Below are 14,619 nucleotides of genomic sequence, written 5' to 3' on the forward strand. Positions count from 1 at the left end.
TGCTTTAAGCGCTGATATATTGGTGTTTAGGCATAAAAGTCTATGCCACCAAGAGCACCATTGGTGACTCGTTGTTCAATCACTGACTGATTGCTTTGTGCATCGGTGTTCTGCTCATTAGCTAGCGAGGCAGCATTACTATTACTCGATGACCCCTTGTCTGCTAAGGATTGTTCATTCTGCTGCTGTCCGCGACTTTCCTGCTGCACCGATGACTGCCCTAGTTCAATGCCAGACTCTTGCAGCATATCTCGCAGTCTTGGAGCCGCCTGATCTAAGACATCTTTTGCTTGAGCAGATTGAACAGTAAAACTCACTGAAGCTGCATCACCGTTCATATTCACTTTAATTTGCATCGCCCCTAATTCAGGGGGGTCGAGGCGAATCTCAGCTGCTGGATTTCGGGTATTAACCATCCATCTCACTTTATCGGCCAGTTGCTGCTGACCGTCGGGTTTAAATATGTTGACGGCTTTATCAAACGCTGTTGGAGCTTGCTGAGCAAGTTTCGTACCTTCTGCGTGCAAAAGATTATTTTCTTTTGCTATTAATGTTTCTGTCACGCCAAATATCTGCTGCGCTTGGGCAGAGGTCGATTGATTAACGCTATTTGCCAAATTTAAGATCCCGGCAAACTGCGTCAATGCACTGTCAAATTTGCTTTGTTGCTGTGGTGGAATTTCGACACTTACCTGACTCAAGGCCTCACTTACCATGGCTTTTAAATCAATGCCTGGCTCTCTTCCCGATTGAAGCTGCTCTTTAATTTCCTTTAAGCCTGCTTGCATCGCTGCTACAAACTCACTGCCTTTAGCTGGACTTGAGCCAAGTTCAGCAGCAAACTTTTCTACACGGGCTTTGATATTTTCAAGAATATTAGTTTGAGAACGCTCATCCAGAGAAGAAAGCTGATTGAGTATCGACATATCACTTTCATTAGTCTGGTTGTCAGCATTTTGCGTTTTGAGGGAAACGAGTAATTTTGCTTCCTCTTTGGCAGCAATACCTGTTGTTTCTAAAGCGTTAATTTGTGAGTTGGCACCTAGAGAAGCCTGTAAGTCACTCGCTAAAGACTTAAGAAGCGATGCTTCTTCATCTTCTGCAAGAGTCTTCTCTAACGCCGTAGCTTCTAACACCTGATCTGTGTCATTAAGCATTTTTGCGTTTTGATTACGTGCGTCTGCATTAGAGAGCGCTTCTAAATTTTGTGCCGCACCAACTATATTTTCATCAGTTTTAATATTTTTTTGCAGCATTATTGCAAGCAGTTCGGCATCAAGTTCTGAATCGCTCGCATCAAAGTCGGCATTCATTTCTGGCACAATCTCAGTTTTGTTTTGTGCATCACTTATTTGCTCTTTATATTGGCTGAGCATTTTTTGAATTGTTTCTGATAGTTTAGCGAGTTGTTCATCGCTAAGCGGCATATCCAAATCCAGCCCACTTGCCTGCGCGTCTAAGATATTTTGTAAGTCATCTTTAGACAAACTGATATTTATAAAGCCTTGCTTATCTTCACTTTGGGTATTGAGGCCATTTAATTCTGTGCTCTCGGTCAAAGTGTTTACCGCTGTCGATAAATCGTCATTAATCACAGTGCCATTTGCGTCTTTTGTTAAGGCTTGCAAGTCTGAAACAAAGGTAACGTAATCAAAACCCTCTTTTGGATCAGGGTTAGAAAGCAGTTGCTCTTTAAAACTCATTGGAATGCGAGGCGTATCCTCACCCTCACTGATAATGGTATTTTGCGGCTCGCCATCAACTGCATTTTTTAGGTTTGCCGTTTCTTTCGTTTCAGTACTAGCAGCATTGGCGCTTTTATCTGCGTCACCGCGATGAACGAGAGCGTTGCCTTCCTGCTCTTTATTTTGACTAAGCGCCTGCGCTTTTCTGTTTGCTTTTGCATCACTTGCCGTAAAAGCGCTGACAGACTCATCTACTTTATCTGTATAGACCGGTTTTTCACGAATAACATCGTTATCGAATGCCTGCCTGAAAGCACCGTTTTGTGCGCTATCAAAGGCTTGCTCAAAGGCAGAACGTTTGCTTTCAAAGCTCTGAATGACATCTTGACTGTCTTTCGACATATCAAACGGCAAAGCACTATCGGCAACTTTTGATGATGACGTGGCAAGTTGTTGCATCATAATCCTGGATTCCTGATTCAATTATCCTATAAACCATTGTTATTTATACATTTTAAGTAAAATAACACTGGTGCTTGAGGGTAATTTTGCAAAGGGCGTACCAAAAACGTAAAAATGAGATAGGTCTTTGTTAACGTTTAGAAAATGCAAGGCTGGAAAGCTCGTCAAAGAGCTTTTGTTCTTGTCGGTTTTGCTGCAGCCTTAAGTTCTGCTGCTGTTTATTAATTAATTTTTCTATGGCTTTTGCTTTGGTCTGCTGTTTTAACCACTGGTTTTTTCGTTGATCAGCGACCAAAACAGCCTGATTGATGACTTGCACCTGTTGCTCGCAGGCTTTATCGAGCTTTCCCACAAAACTTTGATGTTGAATGAGCGTTTTGGCGCCTAAGCCCTGACTCGCTTTCTCGCGAATAAGCTTTAGGTAGTCCAAACGATATTGCTCTAACGATGACAGTTTTTGTTGGTTTTGGAATAAGTGCTGTCGAGCCTGCTGATATTGCTCAGACAGTTTTTGCTCTTTTTCTTTTTCAAGTTGCGCAACGAGACTCAACTGTTTAATGCTGGCTGGCAAATTAACCTCTATTGACCCTGATTAGCCGCCTGCAAACCTTTTCCAAGTGTCTGCATGGCTGCTTCACCTTTTTCAAACGGAACAACCTGTTTGGTCGTTTGCTGTAAAAAAGCATTGATGGCGGGAGCAGCGGCGATTGAAAGGTCAATCAAAGGATCGCTTCCTTTGGCATACGCTCCTAAATTAATGAGATCTTTATTTTGCTGGTAAGCTGAATATACGCGTTTGATACTTCGCGCATTTTGTTCATGCTCAGGTTTCACCACTTGAGGCATGACACGCGAAATTGACGATTCGATATCTATAGCAGGGTAATGACCGGATTCAGCAAGTGTTCGCGATAAAACAATGTGGCCATCCAAAATCGCTCTTGCCGAGTCTGCAATAGGATCTTGCAAATCATCACCTTCTGTCAGTACGGTATAAAATGCAGTGATTGAGCCCTGATGAGGACTGCCGTTTCCTGCACGTTCAACCAAGGCGGGTAATTTTGCAAATACTGAGGGCGGATAGCCCTTTGTCGCAGGCGGCTCACCTACGGCAAGTGCGATTTCTCGCTGTGCCATGGCATAACGAGTCAATGAATCCATTAGTAGCAATACATTTTTACCTTGATCGCGAAAGTATTCAGCAATGGTAATAGCTGTTTCGCTTCCCTTAAGACGCATTAAAGGTGAGGTATCGGCAGGTGCAGCAACCACTACTGCTTTATTCCGCTCTTCCTCACCTAAAATATCTTCGATAAACTCTTTCACTTCGCGTCCGCGCTCGCCAATTAGGCCTACCACCACAACATCAGCTGTTGTGCCACGGGTCATCATACCCATTAGCACACTTTTACCTACACCACTGCCTGCAAATAGTCCCATACGTTGCCCTTTTCCAACCGTTAGCATCGAATTAATGGCGCGAACACCAACATCAAGCGGTTCTGAGACGGGTTTTCGTTGTAATGGATTAATTGGAGGTGGAGAAGTCGAAACTCGTTTGCTAACCTTTATCGGACCTTTGCCATCAAGGGGCTCACCGTTTCCGTCGATGACGCGGCCAAGCAGTGCATCTCCTACGCCAAGTCCGGCATCATGCGCAATGGGCTCTACCAGAGAGCCTGGTACTATGCCTTTTATGGATTCTGTTGGCATTAAAAACGTGGTGTCATTCGCAAACCCAACCACTTCAGCTTCTACTTTGCCACTAATGGTTTGCACGCGACAACGACCGCCAATAGGAATTTGACACCCTACCGCCTCAAGCGTTAAGCCAACGCCTCTTACAAGCTTACCAGAAGCGACGGGTCTGGGTGTATTAACCGATGCACGGATATTAGACAGACTTTCAATTAGCGCGTGGGTCATTGGCCAAGCCTTGATTTAGCAAAAGTGGTTCAAACACATTTTCACAGCGCCGCGAAATTGACATGTCAACCGCGTTGTTTTGACTGATGATTTTACATCCGCCGCGCCCTTGTTCATCGTTAGCAACCAGTTGCCACTTTGAAGCGCCAGAAGCTAGTTCACTTTCAGACGATGGGTTTTGCGTTAAATGCGCTTCTATTTGCGCCTTGTCTTGCGAATGTAGATGGATCTGATAAACGCTTTCATTAATGGGTAGCGCCGCAATGCCTTGTTCTATGGCCATTTTCAGGCTATCGATTGATGTACTTAACTCGGTATTAATGACCGCTTTAGCTAAACTTACGCTTAGCAGGACTAACTCATTCTTGACTTCTTCATCAATGGATTTTAAAGGCTGCTCTAGGCGTTTTACGAAAGATTGCAACGCGTCGATATGCTCACGAGCGGCATCTTCTGCAGCTTGCTTGCCTTGTGCCAATCCTTCTTCTTTGCCAAGCGCCAGTCCTTCTTCTTTACCTGCTATAAGGCCTTCTTCATGACCTTTTGCAAAGCCCTCTTCGTGACCTGCACTTAAGCCTTCCTGATAGGCAGATTGCCGAATCTCTTCAATATCCTGGGCGGTTAAAGGAGTTACCTCTTCTTCTTGCTCAGGCGCTTCATATTTCCATTTTGTAAACGGTTTATTAAACGCTGTGGTTTTGTTTTCATCATCAGGTGCAGTGTCATCAACTACAGGTAAGTCCCACAGCTTTGCCTCTTCGAAAGACGAAAGTGAATAGTCCTGCGAGTTTGAATTGCTATCCTGATCGTTTGCTTTACTGCTGGCTTGGCTCATAATTAGACGTACTCATCACCGCCACCGCCGCCAAGCACAATCTCCCCGGCGTCAGCAAGCTTACGAGCAATAGACAGCATTTCTTTTTGCGCCGTTTCCACTTCACTTAAACGAACCGGCCCCATTGCTTCCATATCATCGAGCAACATTTCAGCGGCTCGCTTGGACATATTGCCCGTAATCTTGGCTTTAAGATCGTCATCTGCACCCTTGATGGCTTTCATGAGCGTCTCTTGCTGCACTTCTCTCAAAATCGCCTGGATACCTCTGTCATCAACGTCAATAAGGTTATCAAACACAAACATAAGGTCTTGGATTTGCTGCGACATTTCTTCGTCTTGCTCTCGTATTGCGTCCATCAATTGCGCTTCTACGTTGGTATCGAGATAGTTCATAATATTGGCAGCTGACTTCAAGCCACCCATTTTCGCTGCTTGCGCGCCAGCTTGTCCGGCAAACTGTTTCTCCATAATCTCATTAAGTTCTTGCAGTGCGGCCGGCTGCACTTCTTCAAGATTCGCCACACGCATCAATAAGTCCAGTCTGACTTTTTCAGGAAACTGCGAAAGAATTTCAGCCGACTGCTCTGGCTCAAGATAAGACATAACAATGGTCTGTATTTGCGGGTGCTCGTTGCGAATAATATTCGCCACCTGCTTAGAGTCCATCCACTTAAGTGATTCAAGTCCTTTCGCACCCGCGCCTGCCAAAATCTGATCAAGCAAATGCGCGGCCTTATCTTCACCAAGTGCGGTTGTCAGGGTCCGGCGAACGAAATCCTCGCTCTTAAAGCCTATGGTCGAATAATTTTGTATTTCTTCAATAAAATGTCTATGAACCGAGTTAATTTTGGACTGAGTCATATCGTCCATCGCAGCCATGGCAGAACCTAAAGCCTGAACCTGTTTAGGCTGCATAAATTTAAGAATTTGCGCTGCGTCATCTTCAGACAGCGAGAGCAATAATATGGCTGCTTTCTCGATACCATCCAGCTTGCTTACATCATATTCAGGCGTAGCATTTTGTGTTTGTAATTCTGTACTCTCAGGCATGATGCTTTACTCGTCTTCCAATAACCAGCCGCGCACCACTTGAGCTGAAAGCTCAGGCTCATTTGCCACTAAGGCGCGGACCACTTTAAGAATATCTTCATCTTTGTTCAAATTAGGTAAGGTAAGTGAGCCGTCTGAAGCAAAACCCACTTTACTCTCGTCAAAGTCTTCACTGAGCATCGACATAGTTTCATCACCCAGATCCAGCTCTATATCATCGTCGCTGGCAACGGCGCTCATATCTGCTTCAGGGAAAATGAGGCGTTTGAGCATAGGTCGCACTACCGCAAGGATGAGGACAATAATTACCGCAGCACCTACGAGCAATTTGAGAATTGGCATGAAGAACTCTTCTTCCCATACCTTTTGCTCTTCTGGCGCACCTAAATCAATTCGGTTAAATGGAATGCTTACTACTTCAAGCGAATCTCCGCGGGTTACGTCAAATCCAATACCACCTTGTAACAGTCGGCGAATATTCAGTAATTCCTGTTGCGACATCGGCGTGGTAACAGGCTCGCCATCGGCTCCTACGGAACTAATATGGTCAACCGCAACTGAAACGCTTAGTCTACGTATAACGCCCGTTTGCTGTTTGGTATGACTAATCGTTGTATCGAGTTCATAATTGCGCGTTTCGTTTTTTGTGCTGTTAGTCGGCACAGAAGAACCACCGCCATTACCGCCAACAGCATTTTCTGGAATATCTGAATCAAGAGGTGGCTGGTTAGTAAGCGCACCTGGAATACCGGCAATCACCGAGCCCACCGAGCTTTGCTCTGAAATCTGCTCGCTGCGTACCGCGGGTAAATCAGGATTGTAGCGACGCTGCGTTTGTTCTACCGATGTAAAATCCATGCTGACATCCACTTGAGCTGTATAATTACCCAAGCCCAATACCGGGATCAGAATAGAGTCAATTTTTTGGATGTATTCATCTTCGCGCTTTTTCTCAAGCTCAAATTCTTTACGCGCTCTGGCGCTCATTGAATCTTGCGAGCCTGAATTAAGCAATCGTCCGTTACTGTCGGTCACCGTAACACGAGACGGCTCCATGCCCTGAACCGCTGATGCCACTATATCAACAATTGCGTCCACTTCTTCGCCAGATAACACTGAACCTCTTGCTGGAGTCACCACAACAGTTGCACTGGCTTGTTTTTCTTTGCGAGCAAAAACGTTTTCTTTTGGTAAGGCTAATAATACGCGTGCTTTACTTACTGCATTAATATCTTCAATGGTTCGGGCAAGGGTTTGCTCACGGGCATGCTTAAGACGCTCCAATTCGACCCGCTGGCTTACTCCAAATCCCATGTCTTGCATGATGATGTCGCTACCGCCCTGCTCTTGCAAAGTAATACCTTGTCGAACCATGCCCATACGCACATCTTTGAACTGGCTTTCGACCACATAGATCGTGTTGCCTTCAATCTTGTATTGAATTTGGTTTTGGTCAAGATAATCAAGCGTTTCAATCATCTCCTGCGGCTGCATTTGTGCCAGAGGGCGGTACGTAGGCTCTTTTGACCATAAAAAAATAAAGATAGCGATGGCCACACAAATCACCAAAGTCACGATCATTGTCATCTGGCGTATTGTTTCAGCATTGCTTAGAGACTCGACGACGGGATTCCGACGCCCGTCTGATACTTCTTTATCGCTAATGTCTTCTGAAACGGCTAATTCGGTGCTTGCTGACTCGGCCACAACTTAGTTCCTTCTTATACCGGCATATTCATAATAGTTTTATATGATTCTAAAAGCTTGTTGCGCACCTGCACAGTCGCCTCAAAAGCAATTCCAGACTTTTCTTTTGCAACCATCACATCAACCAGGCTCAGGTCTGGGTCACCCATTTCAAAACGCTGTTGCAATTCGCGCGATTCGCGTTGCATGCTATTTACATTGTTTACTGCCTGCGAGAGCATGTCGGCAAATTCACTACCCGAGTTGCTAATTTCCATGCGCTGCATGGGTGCTGGCGCTGCACTTGCTTGCATGGCCATGGCCTGCATTTCTTGATAAAGCGAATTGGCTTTGACGTCCATCGTAATTACCTCACCCGTCATATTATTGATGTCATTTGGACAAAGGCGCCTGTTTCATGGCGCTTAGCCTAAGTTATTGAAGGCTATGCAATGGCAATGCCATTTATGGTTGCATGTGGCAAAATATGGCGAATAGACGGCAAAGGCTTGCAGGATGAGCTTTGCTGGTAAATAAATAGACGAGCTTAAAAAAATTTTTTACAAATATAGTTTGACCCTCACGCAAGGTGATACTTCATGATGGTTTTCTCAATAGAGAAAAACCGTTAGTAGAAAAAGACTGGGTTAATCAGGTTACAAAATGAATGATAAAGGTAAATACAGCGTAGGACAGTTAAGTAAGTTAAGTGGTGTCAGTGTGCGAACACTGCATTTTTACGACGAGAAAAACGTACTCAAAGCCAAAAGAGATAATAATGGCTATCGCTTTTACTCAAATTATGATGCTGCTCTTCTGCAACAAATCATCGTCTATCGACAAATGGATATGCCCTTAGATGAGATTGCCTCCATCATCCAAGCTGATGACTTCGACTTGCTCAGCGTTCTGCAAAAGCAGCACCAACTACTAACAAAACGTCGAAATGACACTGAGAAAATGATTGAACGAATCGAGGTATCTATGAAAATAGCAAGAGGCGAAGCAAATTTGGATGTACTTTTTGAAGGCTTACCATCAGCTAAAGTCAAAAAGTGGAAATCTGATATAAAGGAGCATGAAACTGGCGAGAAGGTTTTAGAGGTGTACGGCAAAATTTCTGATGATGACATTCATGCCTTAAAGCATGTTGCTGATGAGTGGACAGAACGCTATTTAAAAGTAACGCATCTCCCTGTTAACGATAAAAAGGTGCAGGAACTCATGGAAGAAGCTTACGTTATGATGAATCGCATGTACTATCAAAGCGTTGATAATTTTGAAGGCTTGAATTACGCCTTATTAAAAGCCTGCAACGAAGAAGGCAGACAAGACGAAGTCGTCGTCGATATTTATGAAACTTATCAACAAGGCATGGCAGAACATTATTTTGATGCCATGGACTATTTTGCCGAGCATTATTTGAAAGGCAATGAAGATAAGTATGCCCTATTGAAGTGACATCTTTTGATTCAAACTTGACTTTATTATTCGCATACTTGTACCTACGTCTTTTTTAGTTGCAAATAAATAAACTTGTAGATGCTACAAAACGAAACTATTATGTGTATAAAAATAAAATTTATACACAAGGTGCTTTATGCGAACTAATATTGTTATTGATGATGATTTAATGGCGCAGGCAATAAAAGCGACTGGCCTTCAGACTAAGAAAGATGTTGTTGAACAAGGCTTAAAGCTACTAATAGAGCGAAAAAAACAGCAGTCAATAAGGACATTGAGGGGAAAAATTGATTGGGAAGGTAACCTTGATGAAATGAGAGAAAGCGGTTGATTATTGCCGATACTAGTGTCTGGGTTGACTATTTAAACGGAACGATGAATACCCAGACAGACCTTCTCGATCAGTGCCTGTTGGATGGCACTGTCGCGATGGGAGATTTGATTTTGCTTGAGATTCTGCAGGGAATAAAAGATGACAAACAGTTTGAAACGGTTAAAAGTAAGTTATCTCTTTTAGAGCAACATTCAATGCTAAATCACGGTCTTGCTTTGAAAAGCGCGCAAAACTATCGAAAACTACGAAAAAAAGGGATCACGATTAGAAAGACAAATGACGTGATCATCGCCTCTTTCTGCATCCAGCAACACATTTCTTTGCTATTTACCGACCGTGATTTTATGCCGTTTGTAAAGCATCTTAAGTTGAAGCCGGTTTTGTTCTGAAACTTCAATTACTATAATTTTAAAAAAAATCTAGCGAACGAAGGTAACACGGTTGTAGCAATAGTTTCGGTAGCAATATTACGTTACTGAAATGCCTATCGAGTATCAGGCAATGTCTAGTTTAGTCGGACTTTTAATTCAATTTATCAAATTGCGTCTAAAAAAATTATAAGCACAAGTAATAACTAAAAAAAAGCCGCTCCAAATTAGAGCGGCAATAGGGATCGACATCCATATCCTTCTGCTTACAAAAACCTTTAATTGGGTACTTCGATACCTGATTCGCGCATTTTCGCGAGCTTGTATCGTAAGGTTCGTGGGCTGATACCCAGCTTTTCGGCAACGTCTTTACGTTTTCCGTTATAAGCCTGAAGCGCATCCAATATAATTTGATGCTCCTGGTATTTAAGCTCTGAACCTAATAACTTTTTATCGGCATCTTCACTGCTCTCTTGAGCAGAAAATGCAGGTGTTGTTGAAAAACCTGACTTTGCGGTTTCAAAAATGGATTCAGCGGGCTCTATTAATAAATCGCTGGCATCAATGATGCCGTTTTCTGCCAGAATGAGAGCACGTTGGATCACGTTTTCCAATTCTCGGACATTTCCCGGCCAGGCATGGCTTAGCAATTTATGCTGAGCAGAGGGCGTCAACTCACTTATTGCTATACTTTGCTGCTTGCTGTGGCGAGCAATCATGTGATTTGCCAAAGGCAAAATGTCGCCTTTGCGCTGAGCAAGCGGTAACCAGGTAATTGGAAACACGTTTAACCGATAGTATAAATCCTCTCTAAATTTGCCTTGCGCTACCGCCTCTTTTAAATCTCGGTTGCTGGTTGCAATAACGCGTACATTTAAGGAAATGGTTTTGCGTCCGCCTAAACGCTCTACTTCACGCTCTTGCAACACACGAAGCAATTTAGCCTGTAAGGCTAAATCCATTTCAGTGATTTCATCTAAAAGCAGCGTGCCGTCTTGCGCTTGTTCAAACTTACCAGGGCAGGCTTGGATAGCGCCTGTAAAGGCACCCTTTTCATAACCAAATAAGGTGGCTTCAAGCATATTTTCCGGGATCGCGGCGCAATTGATCGCCACAAATGGACATTCGTTTCGATTCGACTGATCATGGATATACCTCGAAATCACTTCTTTACCTGAACCACTTGGACCAAGCACCATAACCGTCGCATCTGATTTAGCGACTTTTCGAGCGAGACTTAACATATTCATGCTGCTTTCGTCGCCCACTACGGGGTTGGTTGATTCAACACGCTGTGCTGGCGCATAGCGTCCCACCAAATTAAGCAGCACCTGCGGTGCAAACGGTTTTGACAAATAGTCTGTTGCCCCGTCCCGCATCGCCTGAATGGCATCGTTGATATTGGCATAAGCGGTCATTAATATCATTGGCAACTTTGGATACTTCTTTTTGACACTTTTTAAAAGCGACAAACCGTCCATTCCCTGCATTTGAATATCGCTCACTACCAGATCGAATTCATTTTCAGACAGTTTAATCATGGCAGATTCGGCACTTTCAACAGGAGTGACTTGATAGCCACCAAGCAACAAAGTATCCACTAAGGCCTCTCGTAATCCGTGATCGTCTTCTACGATAAGAACTTTGGTTTTTGTCATGCTCTGACTCCTTGCTTGCTTGTTTCAAATGGGTTTTGTTCGGCGGTATCTGGCCTTGATTTTTGTGTACGCTTTGCGCTAAGTTGCTCAACGTTTGTGTTTTGAAATGCGACTTGCGATGTCATTTGTGACGCAACTGGCACGTATATGCTAAATTGCGCACCTTGTTGATCACTTCGGTTTTGACACTTCACAAAACCTTTGTGTGACTGAGCAACGGTTTTGACAACGGCCAGACCTAAACCGGTACCTTGCGATTTGGTTGTATAAAAAGGTTCAAAGATCCGCTGCAGTTCCTCTTCAGATATCCCCGGACCGCTGTCTTTAACTTCAAAGTTGATAAAAGGCTTGTTTTCAAAGCTGACTTCACTAGCCGTCAATTCAACATGGGCTTGAGAACCCTTATTACTGTTTTTGCGGGCGCTATCAAGAGTATCCGTTGTTGCCTGATTTGTGCTTATTGCTTGTAAAGCATTGCCAAGCAAATTACCTATTGCGCCTGACAAAGCAGTAATATTGCATAATAGCGGCGCATTCTTGGCTTTGTTTGTAACACTCAATTTAGTGTTAGCCTGTGCAAACTGAGCCTCCAGATTATGCACGCTGGCATTTATCACATCAGAACTTGTCATTGATTTGACGATTTGATTGTCTCCGCTTTTGGCAAAGAGCAGCATATCGTTAACTTGCGCTTCTAAGTCTTTTAAACGCAGAATAAGCTTTTCACTAAACCTTGAAGACATTGAATCATTAGGCTGAACGCTTTTGATATTTTCTGCATAAAGCATGGCAGATGAAAGCGGTGTTCTAACCTGATGCGCGAGAGATGCCACCATTTTTCCAAGCGACGATAAGCGCTGCATGTGGCTCATGCGAGACTGAAGCTGTCGTGTTTCAGTCAAATCAGTGATCACTATCAACTGACCTTTTTCTTCTGTCAAAGGAGAGATATCAATTTTGACGCGCTTCCCATTTCGCATAGACACTTCATGACCATCGTCAGCTTTTGGCGTAAAGGCACGATGAATAACATCCCGCCATAATTCGCCCTCAAGCGGCTCGTCGAGCAAGCTACTGGCTTGCTGATTCGCCAAGGTAATAATCCCGCGATGGTCCAATACAACCACGCCAGCAGGCATGATAGACACCAAATGAGAAAATCGATTGGGATTATGCGAACTGTCTTCAGTCGATGGATTGTTGGCTTTATCAAGCGCCGTGCGTTGAGCATATACGTCACGAATAGACGGTGCCATTGTATAGCTAACCGTTTTACCTTGTTGATGAAGGCCTTCGTGGGCATTGAATGATAATGTTGACATATACTGCATACTCTAATTCACGATTACGTGGAGTAATGCATCCTATATGCCAACATTTTTTCTATTATTTACAACAACTTAAGCTAAACTGATTTTTTGACGCTGTCAAAATGATGGCATTTTGAAGCTATAAAGCCGGTTTGTTATTCGCTCTCGTCGGTTTCTTTCTGACGAACAATTTCGTACTTACGCATTTTTTCAACAAGCGTGGTTCTGCGCATACCCAGTTGGTCTGCTGCGCGAGCCACCACCCAATCCTGTTTATCAAGCGCTTGACGAATAAGGCTTATTTCCAGGTCAGAAAGGTATTCTTTGAGATTCACGCCATCGTTCGGCAACTGTGTATCTGAAGCAGTGGGTAAATTCGCATCCGTACTAATAGGATTCGCTTCAGCATATTTAAACATCGCAGTAATGGCGTCGCGCTCGGCGTTTTCATCCTGTTGCGCTGCCGCAAGCGGCTGTTGCTGTCCATCATCATCATATTGATATTTGTGTGGTAGATGCTCCACATCAATCACCTGCTTAGGATGCAGTATTGAAAGCCTTTCCACTAAATTCGATAGTTCTCGAACGTTACCCGGCCAGTCGTGAGCCATTAATGAACGCATGGCACTTTGGGTAAATCGCACAGCATCCTGTTTGCTGTTTTCAAGTCGCGAAGCCAATTCTTGAAGTAAAAGTGGGATGTCTTGAGCCCGCTCTCGCAGTGCCGGCGACTCAATTGGAAATACGTTTAAGCGATAAAATAAATCTTCTCTGAATTTACCTTGTGCAATCATGTCTTCTAAATTACGGTGAGTGGCAGCAATAATGCGCACATCACATTGCATGGTCTTTGTGCCACCTACCCGCTCAAATATCCGCTCTTGTAAAACGCGAAGAAGCTTAACCTGCATTTGCAAAGGCATATCACCAATTTCGTCCAAAAACAGGGTTCCACCTTCTGCCATTTCAAAACGGCCTTTACGGGCGCTAATCGCGCCGGTAAAGGCGCCTTTTTCATGACCAAACAATTCGCTTTCTAACAAATCACCGGGAATAGCGCCACAGTTAACCGGCACAAATGGCCCCTTTTGACGCTTGGACATGTAGTGAACGTTTCGCGCGATCACTTCTTTGCCCGTACCTGATTCACCTAAAATCAGCACGTTTGCTTCTACCGGGGCAACTTGCTCGATTAAGTCACGCACGTCAGTAATGCCGCGACTGTTTCCAACCAAGCTTCTGAAAAGTTTGGTTTTACCCGACACAAGAGTATCCAGAGGTCGATTGGCGGTGTAGTAATCATGACTTTTTTGTAAAAGCTCAGTCAGATTTGGATAAGTAACAGGTTCAAATAAGGAGCCAAGTAGGTTTTTAAACTCTCGTTCGCCACTTAGTTGAAAGCCAATATTAATAAAAGGAACTTCAGGAAATTTTTCTATCACGTCTTCAGCAACTTCGGGCATTTCACCATCAATAAGTACCGCAGACCAGTTATCTCCTTTACCGATAATTTTCAAGCAGTCTGCATAACCAGTATGACGTGTATTTTCACCTAAAAAGGTCAAAATGATATTAAGGTGGTCAATGCGAGTCTGATTGTCGCTGATGATCAAGATATCACTCATTGCTTACGCTTATTTCCATATTCTTTTTTTATTCGTGGGATATTACCCAAAACCTATACGTAATCATACTACTAAATACCTATAATGAAAAACATAAGGCATGGAAGGCGTTAAAAGGTGCAAGTATCGCGGTCCTTCAACATCTATTTAATCTGTTTAAAGCGACGATAAAATCGATACCAATTTTTGCGTATTCCGCATTTCGATAGGGTAA

General features: G+C 43.7%; 13 protein-coding genes. 3 read left to right on the plus strand and 10 right to left on the minus strand.

Features of this window, described 5'->3' with window-relative positions:
* Positions 1–26: 26 nt before the first annotated feature.
* From D6V41_RS02965 to fliE, 7 genes are all read right to left on the minus strand, one after another.
* Positions 27–2,147 carry a flagellar hook-length control protein FliK gene (locus tag D6V41_RS02965; protein ID WP_136249957.1) on the minus strand — a complete coding sequence of 707 codons (2,121 nt, stop codon included), beginning with the start codon at positions 2,145–2,147 and terminating at the stop codon, positions 27–29.
* A gap of 130 nt (positions 2,148–2,277) precedes the next feature.
* Positions 2,278–2,718 carry a flagellar export protein FliJ gene (gene fliJ / locus D6V41_RS02970; RefSeq protein WP_136249958.1) on the minus strand — a complete coding sequence of 147 codons (441 nt, stop codon included), beginning with the start codon at positions 2,716–2,718 and terminating at the stop codon, positions 2,278–2,280.
* 8 nt (positions 2,719–2,726) lie between these two features.
* Positions 2,727–4,073, minus strand: a complete 1,347-nt coding sequence (gene fliI, locus D6V41_RS02975) for a flagellar protein export ATPase FliI (RefSeq protein ID WP_136249959.1) — start codon at positions 4,071–4,073, stop codon at positions 2,727–2,729.
* A complete protein-coding gene (locus D6V41_RS02980; protein ID WP_136249960.1) occupies positions 4,054–4,908 on the minus strand; it encodes a flagellar assembly protein FliH in 855 nt (284 codons plus the stop codon). Before D6V41_RS02980 ends, fliI begins: the two co-directional genes overlap by 20 nt.
* 2 nt (positions 4,909–4,910) lie before the next feature.
* Positions 4,911–5,960 carry a flagellar motor switch protein FliG gene (fliG, locus tag D6V41_RS02985; RefSeq protein WP_136249961.1) on the minus strand — a complete coding sequence of 350 codons (1,050 nt, stop codon included), beginning with the start codon at positions 5,958–5,960 and terminating at the stop codon, positions 4,911–4,913.
* 6 nt (positions 5,961–5,966) lie between these two features.
* Complete coding sequence (gene fliF / locus D6V41_RS02990) at positions 5,967–7,667, minus strand: flagellar basal-body MS-ring/collar protein FliF (protein WP_136249962.1); 1,701 nt, start codon at positions 7,665–7,667, stop codon at positions 5,967–5,969.
* A gap of 14 nt (positions 7,668–7,681) precedes the next feature.
* The gene (gene fliE / locus D6V41_RS02995; protein WP_136250085.1) at positions 7,682–8,008 is read right to left on the minus strand and encodes a flagellar hook-basal body complex protein FliE; all 327 of its coding nucleotides are present in this window, start codon (positions 8,006–8,008) and stop codon (positions 7,682–7,684) included.
* Positions 8,009–8,309: 301 nt separating this feature from the next.
* Here fliE and D6V41_RS03000 point away from each other — a divergent pair, with 301 nt between their 5' ends.
* The 3 genes from D6V41_RS03000 to vapC all read left to right on the plus strand — a co-directional run bounded on the left by D6V41_RS03000 (position 8,310) and on the right by vapC (position 9,833).
* Positions 8,310–9,107 carry a MerR family transcriptional regulator gene (locus tag D6V41_RS03000; RefSeq protein WP_136249963.1) on the plus strand — a complete coding sequence of 266 codons (798 nt, stop codon included), beginning with the start codon at positions 8,310–8,312 and terminating at the stop codon, positions 9,105–9,107.
* A 139-nt stretch (positions 9,108–9,246) separates the two neighbouring features.
* Positions 9,247–9,441: a type II toxin-antitoxin system VapB family antitoxin gene (locus D6V41_RS03005; RefSeq protein ID WP_136249964.1), complete on the plus strand. Its 195-nt coding sequence runs from the start codon at positions 9,247–9,249 to the stop codon at positions 9,439–9,441.
* The gene (vapC, locus tag D6V41_RS03010; RefSeq protein ID WP_136249965.1) at positions 9,438–9,833 is read left to right on the plus strand and encodes a type II toxin-antitoxin system VapC family toxin; all 396 of its coding nucleotides are present in this window, start codon (positions 9,438–9,440) and stop codon (positions 9,831–9,833) included. Before D6V41_RS03005 ends, vapC begins: the two co-directional genes overlap by 4 nt.
* Before the next feature lie 257 nt (positions 9,834–10,090).
* Here the strand turns inward: vapC and D6V41_RS03015 are convergent, their stop codons facing one another.
* The 3 genes from D6V41_RS03015 to D6V41_RS03025 all read right to left on the minus strand — a co-directional run bounded on the left by D6V41_RS03015 (position 10,091) and on the right by D6V41_RS03025 (position 14,405).
* Positions 10,091–11,470: a sigma-54-dependent transcriptional regulator gene (locus D6V41_RS03015; RefSeq protein WP_136249966.1), complete on the minus strand. Its 1,380-nt coding sequence runs from the start codon at positions 11,468–11,470 to the stop codon at positions 10,091–10,093.
* Positions 11,467–12,792 carry a sensor histidine kinase gene (locus tag D6V41_RS03020; RefSeq protein ID WP_241664400.1) on the minus strand — a complete coding sequence of 442 codons (1,326 nt, stop codon included), beginning with the start codon at positions 12,790–12,792 and terminating at the stop codon, positions 11,467–11,469. The genes D6V41_RS03015 and D6V41_RS03020 overlap by 4 nt, the downstream gene beginning before the upstream one ends.
* A gap of 143 nt (positions 12,793–12,935) precedes the next feature.
* Entirely contained in the window at positions 12,936–14,405 is a 1,470-nt protein-coding gene (locus D6V41_RS03025) for a sigma-54 dependent transcriptional regulator (protein ID WP_136249967.1), read from the minus strand.
* Positions 14,406–14,619 lie beyond the last annotated feature (214 nt).

Source organism: Ningiella ruwaisensis (assembly GCF_004798935.1).
GTDB lineage: Bacteria > Pseudomonadota > Gammaproteobacteria > Enterobacterales > Alteromonadaceae > Glaciecola > Glaciecola ruwaisensis.

Excerpts from the sequence above, each read along its gene's own strand:
- D6V41_RS02965 (WP_136249957.1), bottom strand. The coding sequence starts at position 2,147 with ATGATGCAACAACTTGCCACGTCATCATCAAAAGTTGCCGATAGTGCT.
- fliI (WP_136249959.1), bottom strand. The coding sequence starts at position 4,073 with ATGACCCACGCGCTAATTGAAAGTCTGTCTAATATCCGTGCATCGGTT.
- D6V41_RS02980 (WP_136249960.1), bottom strand. The coding sequence starts at position 4,908 with ATGAGCCAAGCCAGCAGTAAAGCAAACGATCAGGATAGCAATTCAAAC.
- fliG (WP_136249961.1), bottom strand. The coding sequence starts at position 5,960 with ATGCCTGAGAGTACAGAATTACAAACACAAAATGCTACGCCTGAATAT.
- fliE (WP_136250085.1), bottom strand. The coding sequence starts at position 8,008 with ATGGACGTCAAAGCCAATTCGCTTTATCAAGAAATGCAGGCCATGGCC.
- D6V41_RS03000 (WP_136249963.1), top strand. The coding sequence starts at position 8,310 with ATGAATGATAAAGGTAAATACAGCGTAGGACAGTTAAGTAAGTTAAGT.
- D6V41_RS03005 (WP_136249964.1), top strand. The coding sequence starts at position 9,247 with ATGCGAACTAATATTGTTATTGATGATGATTTAATGGCGCAGGCAATA.
- D6V41_RS03015 (WP_136249966.1), bottom strand. The coding sequence starts at position 11,470 with ATGACAAAAACCAAAGTTCTTATCGTAGAAGACGATCACGGATTACGA.
- D6V41_RS03020 (WP_241664400.1), bottom strand. The coding sequence starts at position 12,792 with ATGTCAACATTATCATTCAATGCCCACGAAGGCCTTCATCAACAAGGT.
- D6V41_RS03025 (WP_136249967.1), bottom strand. The coding sequence starts at position 14,405 with ATGAGTGATATCTTGATCATCAGCGACAATCAGACTCGCATTGACCAC.